Annotated in this window: 15 protein-coding genes; 2 read left to right on the forward strand and 13 right to left on the reverse strand. The window is 65.0% G+C overall.

Annotated elements, in window-relative coordinates; translation table 11 throughout:
• The first annotated feature begins 5 nt into the window (after nt 1–5).
• Nucleotides 6–485: a YhbY family RNA-binding protein gene (locus ACTG4X_RS19410; RefSeq protein WP_097199138.1), complete on the forward strand. Its 480-nt coding sequence runs from the start codon at nt 6–8 to the stop codon at nt 483–485.
• Nucleotides 486–526: 41 nt separating this feature from the next.
• Nucleotides 527–1,246 (forward strand): glycosyltransferase, encoded by a 720-nt coding sequence (locus ACTG4X_RS19415; protein ID WP_097199137.1) that lies wholly within the window; start codon nt 527–529, stop codon nt 1,244–1,246.
• 40 nt (nt 1,247–1,286) lie between these two features.
• Here ACTG4X_RS19415 and ACTG4X_RS19420 read toward each other — a convergent pair whose 3' ends face one another.
• The 13 genes from ACTG4X_RS19420 to bamA all read right to left on the reverse strand — a co-directional run bounded on the left by ACTG4X_RS19420 (nt 1,287) and on the right by bamA (nt 15,623).
• Nucleotides 1,287–1,703, reverse strand: coding sequence for a DUF4149 domain-containing protein (locus ACTG4X_RS19420; protein ID WP_440531666.1), 417 nt, complete (start codon nt 1,701–1,703; stop codon nt 1,287–1,289).
• Between the two features lie 11 nt (nt 1,704–1,714).
• Nucleotides 1,715–2,191 carry a transcription elongation factor GreA gene (gene greA, locus ACTG4X_RS19425; RefSeq protein ID WP_056581276.1) on the reverse strand — a complete coding sequence of 159 codons (477 nt, stop codon included), beginning with the start codon at nt 2,189–2,191 and terminating at the stop codon, nt 1,715–1,717.
• A gap of 66 nt (nt 2,192–2,257) precedes the next feature.
• Nucleotides 2,258–3,127, reverse strand: coding sequence for a Kdo hydroxylase family protein (locus ACTG4X_RS19430; RefSeq protein WP_440531667.1), 870 nt, complete (start codon nt 3,125–3,127; stop codon nt 2,258–2,260).
• Between the two features lie 8 nt (nt 3,128–3,135).
• Nucleotides 3,136–6,384 (reverse strand): carbamoyl-phosphate synthase large subunit, encoded by a 3,249-nt coding sequence (gene carB / locus ACTG4X_RS19435; protein WP_093056555.1) that lies wholly within the window; start codon nt 6,382–6,384, stop codon nt 3,136–3,138.
• Nucleotides 6,377–7,570, reverse strand: coding sequence for a glutamine-hydrolyzing carbamoyl-phosphate synthase small subunit (gene carA, locus ACTG4X_RS19440; protein WP_093175725.1), 1,194 nt, complete (start codon nt 7,568–7,570; stop codon nt 6,377–6,379). The genes carB and carA overlap by 8 nt, the downstream gene beginning before the upstream one ends.
• A gap of 142 nt (nt 7,571–7,712) precedes the next feature.
• Nucleotides 7,713–8,498 (reverse strand): TrmH family RNA methyltransferase, encoded by a 786-nt coding sequence (locus ACTG4X_RS19445; RefSeq protein ID WP_440531668.1) that lies wholly within the window; start codon nt 8,496–8,498, stop codon nt 7,713–7,715.
• A 7-nt stretch (nt 8,499–8,505) separates the two neighbouring features.
• Nucleotides 8,506–9,231, reverse strand: coding sequence for a ribonuclease HII (rnhB, locus tag ACTG4X_RS19450; protein WP_093075158.1), 726 nt, complete (start codon nt 9,229–9,231; stop codon nt 8,506–8,508).
• Entirely contained in the window at nt 9,203–10,351 is a 1,149-nt protein-coding gene (lpxB, locus tag ACTG4X_RS19455) for a lipid-A-disaccharide synthase (protein ID WP_440531669.1), read from the reverse strand. Before lpxB ends, rnhB begins: the two co-directional genes overlap by 29 nt.
• A 10-nt stretch (nt 10,352–10,361) precedes the next feature.
• Nucleotides 10,362–11,150, reverse strand: a complete 789-nt coding sequence (gene lpxA / locus ACTG4X_RS19460; protein WP_093073883.1) for an acyl-ACP--UDP-N-acetylglucosamine O-acyltransferase — start codon at nt 11,148–11,150, stop codon at nt 10,362–10,364.
• 29 nt (nt 11,151–11,179) lie between these two features.
• Entirely contained in the window at nt 11,180–11,629 is a 450-nt protein-coding gene (fabZ, locus tag ACTG4X_RS19465) for a 3-hydroxyacyl-ACP dehydratase FabZ (RefSeq protein ID WP_013541729.1), read from the reverse strand.
• Between the two features lie 23 nt (nt 11,630–11,652).
• The gene (lpxD, locus tag ACTG4X_RS19470) at nt 11,653–12,630 is read right to left on the reverse strand and encodes a UDP-3-O-(3-hydroxymyristoyl)glucosamine N-acyltransferase (protein WP_093073881.1); all 978 of its coding nucleotides are present in this window, start codon (nt 12,628–12,630) and stop codon (nt 11,653–11,655) included.
• 14 nt (nt 12,631–12,644) lie between these two features.
• The gene (locus ACTG4X_RS19475; RefSeq protein ID WP_440531670.1) at nt 12,645–13,190 is read right to left on the reverse strand and encodes an OmpH family outer membrane protein; all 546 of its coding nucleotides are present in this window, start codon (nt 13,188–13,190) and stop codon (nt 12,645–12,647) included.
• Complete coding sequence (gene bamA / locus ACTG4X_RS19480; RefSeq protein ID WP_093056549.1) at nt 13,191–15,623, reverse strand: outer membrane protein assembly factor BamA; 2,433 nt, start codon at nt 15,621–15,623, stop codon at nt 13,191–13,193. It abuts the gene before it with no gap.
• Nucleotides 15,624–15,648 lie beyond the last annotated feature (25 nt).

Consider the following 15,648-nt stretch of genomic DNA (forward strand, 5'->3'; position numbering starts at 1 on the left):
CGGGGATGCCCGCCATTCAACTTACCCCTGCCGAGCGCAAGGTGCACCGCGCCGAAGCTCACCACCTGGATCCGATCGTCATGGTCGGTGGAGACGGGCTTACCCCTGCCGTGAAAAAAGAAGCCGACGCGGCGCTCAAGGCCCATGGCCTGATCAAGATCCGCGTCTTCTCCGACGACCGCCTCGCCCGCGACGCCATGCTGCGCGAACTGTCCGACGAGCTCGATGCCGCCCCCATTCAACATATCGGCAAGCTGCTGGTGCTGTGGCGCCCGAAGCCCGAAAAGGAGCGCGTGGTCGATGAAGACCGCATGCCCGGCCCGCGCGACGTGAAGATCGTCAAGTACAGCAAGCGCGGCGGCCAACGTCCTGAAATCAAGACGCTGCGCGTGCTCGGCAACCAGCGCCTCACGCCCGGCGGCACCATCAAGCGCGCCAAGGCCAAGCGGCCGCTGTCGGCCAAGAAGCGCAACCAGTCGGACTGAGGCCGGTGGCAGCGCAAGGCGGACAGCGCCACATCCTCTGCATGAAGTGGGGCACGAAATACGGCCCTGAGTACGTCAACAGGCTCTACGCGATGGTGCGCCGCAACCTCAGCGGCGACTTCAAGTTCGTGTGCCTGACGGACGACGGCAACGGCATCCACCCCGAAGTGACCTGCCTGCCGATTCCGCAGCTCAACCTGAACCTGGCTCCCGGCCAGCGCGACGGCGGCTGGAAGAAGCTAACGACCTTCGAGAAAGACCTGTACGGTCTGCAAGGCACCGCCCTCTTTCTCGACCTCGACGTAGTGGTCGTGGGCAGCCTCGACGCCTTCTTCGAACAGCCCGGAGAGTTCCTGATCATTCACGACTATCCCCGCCCCTGGCGGCGCGAACGCATCACCGGCAACTCTTCGGTCTACCGCTTCGAGATCGGCGCCCATGCCGACATCCTGGCCTACCTGCGCGCCAACTTGGACAAGGTACAGGCGCAATATCGCAACGAGCAGGCCTACCTGTCGGACATGCTCCACAAGCAGGGCAAGCTGGCTTACTGGCCCGCAGCCTGGTGCCCGAGCTTCAAGTACCACGGCATTCCGACCTGGCCGACCAACTACTGGGAAGAGCCCTTCGTGCCCGAGGGAGCGCGCATCATGGTGTTCCATGGCGAATGCAACCCGCCGGACGCACTGGCAGGCCGCCGCAACCGCGCCTTCCGGTTCATCCGGCCGGCAAGCTGGGTTGCGAAGTACTGGAAAGAATGAGTGATGGCAGAGGCGGCGCGTGCCGCCTCCGCGCCTCGAATCAGCCCGGCTTGCGCTCGCCCATGCGCCAGAGCAGCACGCCGACGCACACCCACTGCACGAGGTACATGCCGCTGCCCACGGCGTGCCACAGCTTGAGGTTCTCGCGCGCCAGGATGCGAGGCGCCACGGCGTACTGCTGAAGCAGCGCCAGCAGCAGTGCTCCCAGGATGAAAAAGATGGCGGTCATCGCTGGCCCGCTCATGCGATCGTCGGCCTTGGCCCTGAAGTGGATCAGCAGGATCAGCCCACAGCCGATCGCGATCCAGCTCTGCGCCTCGAACAGTTGGCCGGCAAAGTTGCCCGCCACCGATGGGTTGCCAAGCCTTGCGAACAGCAGCGGCACCACCAGGAAACCGATCGTGGTGAGGCTGCCCCACCAGAAGGCGGCCAGCATCAGCGCAACGCGGTCTTTCATGGGTCGAAGAATCAGAGGTAGCGAACGGCCACGATCTCGTAGCGCTTGAGGCCGCCAGGAGCCTGCACTTCGGCGGTGTCGCCCTCTTCCTTGCCGATGAGCGCGCGCGCGATCGGGCTGGAAATGTTGATGAGGCCGAGCTTCAGGTCTGCTTCGTCTTCGCCGACGATCTGGTACTTCACGGCTTCGCCGCTTTCCTCTTCCTCGAGTTCGACGGTCGAGCCGAACACCACCTTGCCGCCGGCATCGAGCTCGCTCGGGTCGATGATCTGCGCGGCCGACAGCTTGCCTTCGACTTCCTGGATGCGGCCTTCGATGAAGCCCTGGCGGTCCTTGGCGACTTCATATTCGGCGTTTTCGCTCAGGTCGCCCTGGGCGCGTGCTTCGGAAATTGCATTGATGACCCAGGGACGGTCTACCGTCTTGAGCTGATGCAGTTCGGCGCGCAGTTTTTCAGCGCCGCGCTTGGTGATGGGGATGGTTGCCATGTTGTTGGTTCTCCATAAAGCGAAACCGCCGAACGCTGCCGTTCGGCGGTCGATTGAGGGAATTGATCAGACGAGTGTGCGTCCGGTCAGCCGGCTCAGGATGGCGAGCGGGCTCGATTCGGGATTGTATTGCTTCGAAGCGGCCAGATGAAGGGTCTGCTCGAGCATGTATTGGCCCGCCATCACGGCGTGCGAGGTCTGGTCCGAGAAGCACACCCACACCGAACCCGGCGGGAACTTGGCGGTTTCCTGCGGCGAGTTTTCCTGGTACGCCATGTCCGACTTCATGCCGTCGTGCAGCTGCAGCATCAGGTGGTCGTATTCGCTGCGGAACGACTTGGTCACGTGCAGCGCCTGCAGCAGCTTGGCCTGCCAGCGTGCGTAGGGCTTGGCGCGCGGCAGGAAGCGTTTGGCGATGTCCTCGAAAGGCTCCCCCACTCGCCAGACGCGCGGCGCGCCTTCAGGGTTGACATTGGTGAAGACGCGCAGGATGCGCTCGCCGTAGTTCGGCCGCGACGGGAACGAATCGACGTGCAAACGCCGGTCGTCGGCGCGCCACGACTGCACCCGCGTCTCGACCTTCGCCGGCCGGTAGCTGGTAGGTGCGAGCCGCAAGGCGGGCGTGTAGTGCGGCAGCAGCCCGTGAATCAGCTGCGTGGCCTGCGCCCGAAAGCGCCCCACCATTGCAGCCGCCATGCGCTGCACCGCCTCGTCGCCAACCGCGCCCTTGAGCTTGCCGTTGGCGTCGAGGCTGATGTTGCGCACGTCGGGCGACAGCAGGCTGGGCGTGAGCAGGCTGCGCTCCTCGGGCAGCAGCTCGAAGCCCAGGCGCGGAAAGTACAGCACCTTGCCCGCTTCCAGTTCCGCGATCCACGCCTCGTTGGGCGTGGCTGCATTCCAGTCCGTCAGGTCCAGTTCGACGAGCTGCGTTTCCATGATGACGCTCAGGCCGAGGCCAGTTGCGCGTGCATCTCCTGCACCGAGATCACGCCGAGTTCGTCCATGAAGCCCATGCCCTCGACCGCGGCTTCGGCACCGAAGATCGTGGTGAAGGTAGTCACACGCGCCAGCAGTGCCGAGGTGCGGATCTGCCGCGAGTCGGTGATGGCGTTGCGGCGCTCTTCCACCGTGTTGATGACCAGCGCAATCTCGTTGTTCTTGATCATGTCCACAATGTGCGGACGGCCTTCGGTCACCTTGTTCACCGTTGCGCACTCGATGCCGGCGGCGCTGATGGCGGCGGCCGTGCCCTTGGTGGCAATCAGCTCGAAGCCCAGCTTCGCCAGGCCGCGCGCCACTTCGACCGCGCGCGCCTTGTCATTGTTCTTCACCGAGATGAAGACCTTGCCCGACTTCGGCAGGTGCGTGCCGGCGCCCAGTTGCGACTTCACAAAGGCTTCGCCAAAGGTCTTGCCCACGCCCATCACTTCGCCGGTCGACTTCATCTCGGGGCCAAGGATGGTGTCCACGCCCGGGAACTTGACGAACGGGAACACGGCTTCCTTCACGCTGAAGTACGGCGGCGTCACTTCCTTCGTGATGCCTTGCGACTTCAGCGACTGGCCCGCCATGCAGCGTGCCGCCACCTTGGCGAGCTGGATGCCGGTGGCCTTGCTCACGTAGGGCACGGTACGCGAAGCACGCGGGTTCACTTCGAGCACGTAGATGACGTCCTTGCCGTCCTTCTGCTGGATCGCGAACTGCACGTTCATCAGGCCGACCACGTTGAGCGCGGCCGCCATCGCGGCGCTCTGGCGCTTCAGCTCGGCCACCGTGTCGGCGTTCAGGCTGTAGGGTGGCAGCGAACAGGCGGAGTCGCCCGAATGCACGCCGGCTTGTTCGATGTGCTCCATCACGCCGCCGATCAGCGTGCCGCCTTCGGCGTCGCGGATGCAGTCGACGTCACACTCGACGGCGTCGTTCAGGAAGCGGTCGAGCAGCACCGGCGAATCGTTGCTGACCTTGACGGCTTCGCGCATGTAGCGCTCGAGGTCGCGCTGCTCGTGCACGATTTCCATCGCGCGGCCGCCGAGCACGTAGCTCGGGCGCACCACCAGCGGGTAGCCCAGGGCCGCGGCCTTTTCGAGCGCTTCGGGTTCGGTGCGCGCGGTGGCGTTCGGCGGCTGGCGCAGGCCCAGCTCGTGCAGCAGCTTCTGGAAGCGCTCGCGGTCTTCGGCCGCGTCGATCATGTCGGGCGAGGTGCCGATGATCGGCACGCCATTCGCTTCGAGGTCGAGCGCGAGCTTCAAAGGCGTCTGGCCGCCGTACTGCACGATCACGCCGAGCGGCTTTTCCTTGTCGACGATCTCGAGCACGTCTTCGAGCGTGAGCGGCTCGAAATACAGACGGTCCGAGGTGTCGTAGTCGGTCGACACGGTCTCGGGATTGCAGTTGACCATGATGGTCTCGTAGCCGTCCTCGCGCATGGCGAGCGCGGCGTGCACGCAGCAGTAGTCGAACTCGATGCCCTGGCCGATGCGGTTGGGACCGCCGCCGAGCACCATGATCTTCTTCTTGTCCGTCGGGTCGGCTTCGCACTCGTCCTCGTAGGTCGAGTACATGTAGGCCGTGTTGGTCGCGAACTCGGCCGCGCAGGTGTCCACGCGCTTGTAGACGGGGCGCACGCCCAGGGCGCGGCGCTTCTCGCGAATGGCCGTGTCGGTGGTCTTGAGCTGTTTGGCGAGGCGGCGGTCGGAGAAGCCCTTTTTCTTCAGCGCCAGCAGCGTGTCGCGGTCGATGTCGTCGAGCGACTTGGTTTCGAGCTCGAGTTCGATCTTCACGATCTCTTCGATCTGCACCAGGAACCAGGGGTCGATCTTGGTCAGCGCGAACACTTCGTCCACGCTCAGGCCCATGGCAAAGGCATCGCCCACGTACCAGATGCGCTCGGGGCCGGGCTCGCCCAGTTCCTTCTCGAGCACTTCGCGGTCTTGCGTCTTCTCGTTGAGACCGTCCACGCCGACTTCGAGGCCGCGCAGGGCCTTCTGGAACGACTCCTGGAAGGTGCGGCCCATGGCCATCACCTCGCCCACCGACTTCATCTGCGTCGTGAGACGCGAGTCGGCCTGCGGGAACTTCTCGAACGCGAAACGCGGGATCTTGGTGACCACGTAGTCGATCGACGGCTCGAACGACGCGGGCGTGGCACCGCCGGTGATTTCGTTGCGCAGCTCGTCGAGCGTGTAGCCCACGGCCAGCTTGGCCGCGACCTTGGCGATCGGGAAGCCCGTGGCCTTGGAGGCCAGCGCCGACGAACGCGACACGCGCGGGTTCATCTCGATGACGACCATGCGGCCGTCCTTCGGGTTGATGGAGAACTGCACGTTCGAGCCGCCGGTATCGACGCCGATCTCGCGCAGCACAGCCAGCGAGGCGTTGCGCAGGATCTGGTATTCCTTGTCGCTCAGCGTCTGCGCGGGAGCCACGGTGATCGAGTCGCCGGTGTGCACGCCCATCGGGTCGAGGTTTTCGATCGAGCAGACGATGATGCAGTTGTCGGCCTTGTCGCGCACGACTTCCATCTCGTACTCTTTCCAGCCGAGCAGCGATTCTTCGATCAGCAGCTCGTTGGTCGGCGAGGCTTCGATGCCGCGCTTGCAGATGGTCTCGAATTCTTCCGGGTTGTAGGCGATGCCGCCGCCGGTGCCGCCGAGCGTGAAGCTGGGGCGGATCACGGTCGGGAAGCCGACCGACTTCTGCACGGCCCAGGCTTCGTCCATCGAGTGCGCGATGCCGGAGCGGGCCGAGCCCAGTCCGATCTTGGTCATCGCGTCCTTGAACTTCAGGCGGTCTTCGGCCTTGTCGATGGCTTCAGGCGTGGCGCCGATCAGCTCGACCGGCTTGTTGGTGGCCGCGCCGGTGTACTTGTCGAGCACGCCGTTGCGCCAGAGGTCGAGCGCGCAGTTCAGCGCGGTCTGACCGCCCATGGTCGGCAGGATCGCGTCGGGGCGCTCCTTGGCGATGATTTTCTCGACCGTCTGCCAGGTGATGGGCTCGATGTAGGTGACGTCGGCCGTGGCCGGGTCGGTCATGATCGTCGCGGGGTTGCTGTTGATCAGGATGACCTTGTAGCCCTCTTCGCGCAGCGCCTTGCAGGCTTGCACGCCGGAGTAGTCGAACTCGCAGGCCTGGCCGATGATGATCGGGCCGGCGCCGATGATGAGGATCGATTTGAGGTCTGTGCGCTTAGGCATTCTCTTTCTCCGTCTTTTCCGTCTTGTTCTTTTCCATGAGTGCCGTGAAGCGATCGAACAGGTAGCCGATGTCGTGCGGACCCGGCGAGGCTTCAGGGTGACCCTGGAAGCAGAACGCGGGCTTGTCGGTGCGCGCCAGGCCCTGCAGCGTGTTGTCGAACAGGCTGATGTGCGTGGGACGCAGGTTGGCCGGCAGCGACTTCTCGTCGACCGCGAAGCCGTGGTTCTGGCTGGTGATGCTCACGCGGCCGTTGTCGAGGTCCTTCACCGGATGGTTCGCGCCGTGGTGGCCGAACTTCATCTTGAAGGTCTTCGCGCCGGAGGCCAGCGCCATGATCTGGTGGCCCAGGCAAATGCCGAAGGTGGGAATGCCGGTCTCGATCAGTTCCTTGACGGCGCTGATGGCGTAGTCGCAGGGCTCCGGGTCGCCGGGGCCGTTGGCCAGGAAGATGCCGTCTGGCTTGAGCTTGAGCACGTCGGCCGCGGGCGTCTGCGCCGGCACCACGGTGATGCGCGCGCCGCGCTGGGCGATCATGCGCAGGATGTTCTTCTTGACGCCGTAGTCGAAGGCGACGACGTGGAACTTCGGCGTGATCTGCACGCCGTAGCCCGCACCCAGCTTCCACTCGGTTTCGGTCCATTCGTAGGTCTGCTTGACCGACACCACCTTGGCGAGGTCGAGGCCCGACATGCTCGGCGCGGCCTTGGCGGCGGCGATGGCCTTGTCGATCAGCGCCTGGGTGACGGCTTCGCCTTCGGCCAGGCCCAGGATGCAGCCGTTCTGCGCGCCGTGGGTGCGCAGGTGGCGCGTGAGCTTGCGGGTATCGATGTTCGCGATGGCCACCGTCTTGCCGGACACGAGGTATTCGGTCAGCGTGGCGGTCTTGCGGAAGTTGGAGGCGACGAGGGGCAGGTCCTTGATGATCAGGCCCGCGGCATGGATCTTGTCGGCTTCGATGTCTTCCCCGTTGACGCCGTAGTTGCCGATGTGCGGATACGTGAGCGTCACGATCTGCTGGCAGTAGCTCGGGTCGGTGAGGATTTCCTGGTAACCGGTCATGGCGGTGTTGAACACCACTTCACCGGTCGTGGAGCCGGCGGCTCCGATCGAATTGCCTTGAAAGACCGTGCCGTCTGCGAGCGCCAGGATGGCGGGCGGGAAACTTCCCTTGAGAGACAAAAGCACTGGGTTCTCCGGATGGTTACGGTCGCCCGGAGCCCCAGGCGCGTTGCCTGCGAGCTGCTGCTTAAGGGGATTTTGGCGTTAAAGGCGGCCGGGCGACGCTGATTTGCGAGTAAGCCCCCGATTGTAGCCCGGACTGAGTGTGTTATCTGGCCTGCAGGGCTGCTCCGCTCGCATGCAGGCAGATTGCGGCGGCAGCGGCCACGTTGAGCGACTCCTCGCCGCCCGGCTGCGCAATGCGGATGTGGTGCGTCGCCCGGGCTTCCAGCGCGGGCGACACGCCCTGCCCCTCGTGGCCCATGAGCCAGGCGCAGGGATGCGGCAGTTCGGCCTTGTGGAGCCACTCGCCGTGGTGCGAACTGGTCGCCACCAGCGGCACTTTCAGGCCGTCGAGCACGTCGGCGTCCACGCCTTCGATCAGCCGCAGGCCGAAATGGGCACCCATGCCGGCGCGCAGCACCTTCGGGGCCCACAGCGCGGCCGTGCCCTTGAGCGCGATCACCTGGGTAAAGCCGAAGGCGGCGGCGCTGCGCAGGATGGAACCCGCATTGCCGGCGTCCTGCAGACGGTCGAGCACGACGCTGGGGGCGTCGGGAATCAGTTCCGGGCGGGACGGCAGGTCGAGCACGAAGCCCATGGGCGCCGGCGATTCCAACCCGCTGACGCCACGCAGCAGGTCGTCGGTGACCACTACGGTTTTGATAGCGCTACTCGCCCATTCAGCAGGTGCTTGGGGCCAGAAAGACTCCGAAAACACGGCGATCGCGGGCTTGACGCCCCGCGCCAGCGCCGCCCGACACAGATGATCGCCTTCGAGCCAGAGGCGGCCGAGCTTGCGGTAAGCACCCGGGTCCTGCGCGAGCTTGCGCAAATCCTTGAGCAGCGGGTTGTCGCGCGAGCTGATGTGGCTGGCGCCGGTGTCGGAGGTCATTGAAGGTTCAGGGGGCAGCGCGGAGATCATCGAGGCGCACGGCCTCGACGGCGCCGATCATCATCGCCGGCTGCTCAGATTCGGCCGGCAGCACCACATTCAAGACGCCGCCCGTGCGGGCGAGCGCCGCGGCCACCGGGCTGAACGACCTGCGGTGGTGCACACACGCGCCATGGCGCTGCAGCGCTTCCAGGTGTTCGGGTGTGCCATAGCCCTTGTGGCCGGCAAAGCCGTAGTGCGGAAATTCGGCATGCAACTGCTCGCACAGCCGGTCGCGGTGCACTTTCGCCAGGATCGACGCAGCGGAAATGGCCTTCACCCGCGAATCGCCCTTGACGATGGCTTCGGCCAGCACGTCGAGCGTGGGCAGGCGATTGCCGTCGACCAGCACCTTGACGGGCTTCAGCCGCAGCCCCTCGACCGCGCGACGCATCGCGAGCATGGTGGCCTGCAGGATATTGTGGGTGTCGATCTCTTCGACGGTGGCCTGCGCGATGGAACAGCACAGCGCCTTCGCCAGGATCTGGTCATGCAAGCGTTCGCGCTGCAGGGCCGTGAGAGTCTTGGAATCGGCCAGGCCGCGAATCGGCCGCAGGTCGTCGAGGATCACGGCAGCAGCCACCACCGGACCGGCCAGGGGGCCACGCCCCGCCTCGTCGACGCCCGCCATCAGCCCCGGTGCGTCCCACACCAGCGGGGCCTGTTCAGCCTTCAAGAACTTTCTGGATCGCATCGGCGCAAAGTGTCGGCGTATCGCGCTGCAATTGCACATGCAGCTCTGAAAATCTTTGTTGCAAGGCTTGCGTTTTCCCGGGCGCGTCGAGCCAGGCCAGCGTGGCCTGGGCCAGTGCCTCGGGCGTGGCGGCTTCCTGCAGCAACTCCGGCACCACGAACTCGCGACACAGGATGTTGGGCAAGCCGACCCAGGGCTGCAACTGCTTGCGTTGCATGAAACGCCACGACAGCGCATTCATGTTGTAGGCGATGACCATCGGCCGCTTGAACAGTGCAGCCTCGAGCGTGGCGGTGCCGCTGGCGATCAACGTGGCGTCGCAGGCGGCCAGCGCGGCGTGCGACTGGCCATCGAGCAACTTCACGCGCCCGGCCATGCCGCTGGCCTGCAGCAGGGCCTCAACCTCGGCGCGCAGGCCCGGCAGGATGGGGGCCACGAACTGGAGGTCCGGGCGCACCTTCTGCATCAGTGCGGCTGCAGCGAAGAAACGGGCGGCCAGGTAGCGAATTTCCGAGCGGCGGCTGCCCGGCAGCAAGGCGACGACCTGCGCATCAGGCACCAGGCCCAGTGCGGCGCGTGCGGCGGCACGGTCGGGCGTCATCGGGATCACGTTGGCGATGGGATGGCCGACATAGCTCGCGGCCACGCCGTGCTCCGCCAGCAATGCAGGCTCGAACGGGAAGATGCACAGGACGTGATCGGCGGCCGCCCGGATCTTCTCGACGCGCTCCGGCCGCCAGGCCCAGATCGACGGGCAGACGAAGTGCACCGTCTTCATGCCGTGGCTGCGCAGGCCGGCCTCGAGGTCGAGGTTGAAATCGGGCGCGTCGACGCCGATGAAGAGTTCGGGGCGCTCCTGCAGCAGTCGGGCCTTGAGCTTGCGGCGAATGCCGGCGATCTCGGCGTAATGCCGCAGCACCTCGATGTAGCCGCGCACCGCGAGCTTTTCCTGGGGCCACCAGCTCTGGAAGCCGTGGGCCAGCATGCGGGGGCCGCCGATGCCGGCGGTCTGGAGATCGGGCCAACGGGCCTGGAGGCCGTCGAGCAGCAGACCCGCTAGCAGGTCGCCGGAGGCTTCACCTGCGACCAGCGCGAAACGTCGCTGTTCGTCCTTCTGCATCGCCGTCACGTCAGCGCGCGATGCCGCGCGTCGAGTTGGCGAGGAAGGCTTCCATCAGCGCGACGTCGCCTGCCGCTTCCGGCATTTCCGTCGCGAGCGCGGCGATGCCGGCGCGCGCCTCTTCGAGCGTCTTGCCCTGGCGATACAGCAGGCGGTGCATCTGCTTCACCGCCGCGAGCCTCTCGGCGGAAAAGTCGCGCCGACGCAGGCCGACGACATTGAAGCCGCGCACAGCCAGCGGATTACCGTCGACCAGCATGAAGGGCGGCACGTCTTGCGTGACAGCGCTGGCAAAGCCAAGCATGGCGTGGGCACCGATCGAAACGAACTGGTGAATGCCCGTGAGCCCGCCGACCGTGACCCAGTCGGCCAGGTGCACATGCCCCGCCAGCGTGGTGTTGTTGGACAGCGTGGTGTGGTTGTCGACACGGCAGTCGTGCGCGATGTGCGTGTACGCCATGATCCAGTTGTCGCTGCCCACGCGCGTCACGCCCCCCGCGCCCGGCACGCCGAGGTTGAAGGTGCAGAACTCGCGGATCACGTTGCGGTCGCCGATGACGAGCTCCGTTGGCTCGCCGGCGTACTTCTTGTCCTGCGGTATGGCGCCGAGAGACGAGAATTGGAAGATCCGGTTGTCGCGCCCGATGGTCGTGCGCCCTTCGATCACGCAGTGCGCACCGATGGTGGTACCCGCGCCCACCCGCACGTGCGGGCCGATCACGGTATAGGGCCCGACCGACACCGAGGCGTCGAGTTGTGCCTTGGGGTCGACGAGTGCTGTCGAATGAACCTGGGTCATGCCTTGTGAAACGACTGGCTGCGGCCGGGTCAGCTGATCTGGCGCATGGCGCACATCAGCGTCGCCTCGCAGGCGAGTTCGCTGCCCACCAGGGCCCGGCCCTTGAACTTGGAAATGCCCGCCTTCATACGCTCGATTTCGACTTCGAGCGTCAGCTGGTCGCCGGGTTCCACCGGGCGCTTGAAGCGCGCGCCGTCGATGGCGGCAAAGTAGTAGACGGTGTTGTCGTCCGGCACGATGTCGAGCGAATGGAACGACAGCAGGGCCGCGGCCTGGGCCATGGCTTCGAGCATCAGCACGCCCGGCATCACGGGGCGGTGCGGGAAATGGCCATTGAAGAACGGCTCGTTCATCGTCACGTTCTTGAGCGCGGTGATTCGCTTGCCCTTTTCCATGTCGAGCACGCGGTCCACCAGCAGGAACGGGTATCGGTGGGGCAGCAGCTTGAGGATTTGATGGATATCGAGCGTCGTCGTCATGATTTTCTGTTCCTGCATCGTCGTCATTTTTTCGAGGGAGCTTTCTCCAGCGCCTTCAGTCGTTCGCGCAGGCTGTGCAACTGCTTGAGCGTTGCCGCATTTTTTTCCCAGCTCGCATTGTCATCGATGGGAAACATACCGGTGTACTGGCCGGCCTTGTGAATTGAACGGGTGACCACGGTCGCGGCGGATATGTGCACGCCGTCGGCCACTGTCAGATGGCCCAGCACGATGGCGCCGCCGCCAAAGGTGCAATTGGCACCAATGGTGGCGCTGCCAGCCACGCCGACGCAACCCGCCATGGCGGTGTTCTTGCCGACGCGCACGTTGTGGCCGATCTGGATCAGGTTGTCGAGCTTCACGCCGTCTTCGATCACGGTGTCGTCGAGCGCGCCGCGGTCGATGCAGGTGTTGGCGCCGATTTCGACGTCGTTGCCGATGCGCACCGCACCCAGTTGCTCGATCTTGACCCAGCGCCCCTCGTGCGGCGCGAGGCCGAAGCCGTCAGCGCCGATGACCACGCCAGGGTGCAGCAGGCAGCGCTCGCCGATGAAGCAGTCTTCACTGACCGTCACGCGCGACTTCAGCACCGTGCCCGCGCCGATGCGTGCGCCCCGCTCCACCACGCACAGCGCACCGATGCGCGCCGTGGCGTCGACCTGCGCCTCGGCGTGGATCACCGCGCTGGGATGGATCCGGTCGGCCTCCGGACGCGCGTGATGCGCCTTCCAGAGCTGCGTCAGGCGGGCAAAGTAGAAGTACGGATCGGGCGTGACGATGAAAGCGCCACGCGCCGCGGCCGCCTCGCGCATGGCGGGCGAGACGATCACGCAGGCGGCCTTCGAGGCCGCCAGTTCCTGCTGGTATTTGGGATGGCTCAGGAAGCTGAGCGCATCGGGCTGTGCATTCTGCAGCGGCGCAAGCCGCTCGATGGACAGCGCCGCATCGCCATGAAGCTCGCCCCCAAGGGCGTCAACGATGGCTCCGAGCTGCAGTGACACGCCGGTTCGCGGCGTTACTTGCCGGCCGCGGGCGCAGGAGAGCCGACCGACGCGTTCAGCGCCTTGATCACCTTGTCGGTGATGTCGTGCTTCGGATTGATGTAGATCGCTTCCTGCAGGATGGCGTCGTACTTCTCGGCCTCGGCCACCTGCTTCACCACGCGGTTGGCGCGCTCGTAGACCTGCTGGAGCTCTTCGTTCTTGCGCGCGTTCAGGTCTTCCTGGAATTCACGGCGCTTGCGCTGGAAGTCGCGGTCCTGGTCGACCAGCGAGCGCTGGCGCGTGACCCGCTGGCTTTCCGACAGGGTGGGCGCCTCGCGCTCGAACTTCTCAGAAGCCGCCTTCAGGGCGTCGCCTTGTGCGGTCAGGTCCTTCTCGCGCTTCAGGAATTCGGCTTCGAGCTTCGCCTGGGCAGTCTTGGCCGGCTGCGCCTCACGCAGCACGCGGTCCGGGTTCACGAAACCGATGCGAAAGGTTTCCTGCGCCTGGGCGGGCACCGCAGCGAATGCGAGGGCGGGAATCAACAACGCGCCTGCCGCAGCGCGAATCAAATGCTTCATTTAGAAAGACGTTCCGATCTGGAATTGGAGGCGCTGAATTCTATCCTTCGGGATATACCCGGCTGTAAACGGCTGCCCCACTTCCTTCTGGGACCTGACTGGGAAGGCATAAGCAAGACGCAGCGGGCCCAGCGGCGAAATCCAGCTGACGCCCAGGCCGACCGACGCGCGCAACTTCTTCTCGGCCTTCCATTGCTCGTCAGTCACGCCAGCGGCACGCGTACCGAACACGTTGCCGGCGTCGAAGAAGCCGTACAAGCGCAGCGTGCGGTCGTTGCCGGCACCCGGGAACGGCGTGCTCAGTTCGGCATTGAAGACTGCCTTCTTGGTGCCACCGAGGGCTGCACCTTCGCTCTGGAGGAACAGAGGGGCATCGCGCGGCCCCAGCGAGTTCTGCTCGAAGCCACGGACGGAACCCAGGCCACCGGCATAGAAGTTCTTGAAGATCGGGTAGACCTTGTTGCCGAGCGCCTTGGCATAGCCGACTTCGCCGTTGATCGAGAAGGTGTACTGCTTGCTGATCGCGAAGAACTGCTGGTATTGGTAGTTCGTCTTGATGTACTTCATGTCCCCGGCCGCGCCCACTTCGAGGTTGGCGCGCTGCAGACGGCCCGTGGTCGGGATCAGCGCGCTGTCGCGACTGTCACGGCCCCAGCCGATGCTCAGCGGAACACCCCAGACGCTCTTCTGGTCGCAGTTGACCACCAGCAGGCCCGTGGCATCCTTCTGGCACTGGAAATAGGCAAGGTAAGACGGCGGCGTGTACAGGCCGGAGAATGCAGTCGAACTGTTGGGATCGAACGCATAGCGCTCGAGACCGATGCCGAAGAAGACGGTATCGACTTCGCTGAACGGCACGCCAAAGCGGATGGAAGCGCCCTGATTCACCAGTTTGTAGTCGCCATCGGTGGAGGTCTGATACGGGCGCGTCGTGGTGTGGTAGAGGCTGATCGTGCGCGAGATGCCGTCCGGCGTGAAGTAAGGGTCGGTCGTGGTCACCGATAGCGTCCGGTTGTACTTGCTGGTGTTGACCTGCACGCCCAGGAAGTTACCCGAGCCGAACACGTTTTCCTGCGAGATACCGAAGGTCAGCGCGACCTTTTCGGCGCTCGAGTAGCCGGCGCCGAGTTGCAGGCTGCCGGTGGGCTTTTCAGCCACGTTGACGGTCAGGTCCACCTGGTCGGGCGAGCCGGGCACTTCCTGCGTTTCGACGTTCACTTCAGTGAAGAAGCCCAGGCGGTCCACGCGGTCGCGCGACAGCTTGATCTTGTCGCCGTCGTACCAGGAGGCTTCGTACTGGCGGAACTCGCGACGGATGACTTCGTCGCGGGTCTTGTTGTTGCCGCCCACCGAGACGCGACGCACGTACACGCGGCGCGAGGGCTCGGCCTGCAGCGTGAGCGCCACGCGGTTGTTCGCGCGGTCGATGTCGGGGCGCGCCTGCACGCGTGCGAACGCATAGCCGAAGGTGCCGAAATAGTCGTTGAAGGCCTTGGTGGTCTCGGTGACCTGCTCGCCGTTGTAGGGCTCGCCCGGCTTGATGGTGATGAGTGACTTGAACTCGTCGTCGCGGCCGAGGTAGTTGCCGTCGAGCTTGACGCTCGACACCACGAACTTCTCGCCTTCGCTGATGTTCACGGTCACCGTCAGGTCCTTGCGGTCCGGCGAAATGGCGACCTGGGTCGAGTCGATGCGGAACTCGAGGTAGCCGCGGGTGATGTAGTACGAGCGCAGCGTTTCGAGGTCGGCGTTGAGCTTGGCGCGCGAATACTGGTTCGACTTGGTGTACCAGCTCATGAAGCCGCCGCTGTCCTGATCGAACAGGCTCAGCAGCGTCGATTCGCTGAAGGCCTTGTTGCCGACCACGTGCACTTCCCGGATACGGGCCGACTCGCCTTCGGTCACAGTGAAGGTCAGGTTGACGCGATTGCGCTCGATGGGCGTGACAGTGGTCACGACCTGCGCGTTGTAGAGACTGCGGCTCACGTACTGGCGCTTGAGCTCCTGCTCGGCGCGGTCAGCCAGTGCCTTGTCGTAGGGACGGCCATCGGTCAGGCCGACTTCGCGCAGCGCCTTCTGCAGCGCGGCCTTGTCGAATTCCTTGGTGCCGACGAAATCGACGTCTGCAATGGTCGGTCGCTCTTCGACGATCACCACCAGCACGTTGCCGTTCACGTCGATGCGCACATCCTTGAACAACCCCAGGTCGAACAGCGCACGGATGGCGGCAGAACCGCGCTCGTCGCTGTAGGTATCGCCCACGCGCAGCGGCAGCGACGCGAAGATCGTACCGGCTTCGACGCGTTGCAGACCTTCGACGCGAATGTCGCGCACCGTGAAAGGCTCTACGGCCCAGGCTGCCGTGGCGGCAAGCGCACTGGCAACCACCGCGGCAACGCTACGCAGGCGAAAGCGACTGAAGTTTTTGTTCATCTGAGAATTGAGCCGGCACGGAAAG

It is taken from the genome of Variovorax sp. YR566 (assembly GCF_051992195.1).
Taxonomy (GTDB): domain Bacteria; phylum Pseudomonadota; class Gammaproteobacteria; order Burkholderiales; family Burkholderiaceae_C; genus Variovorax.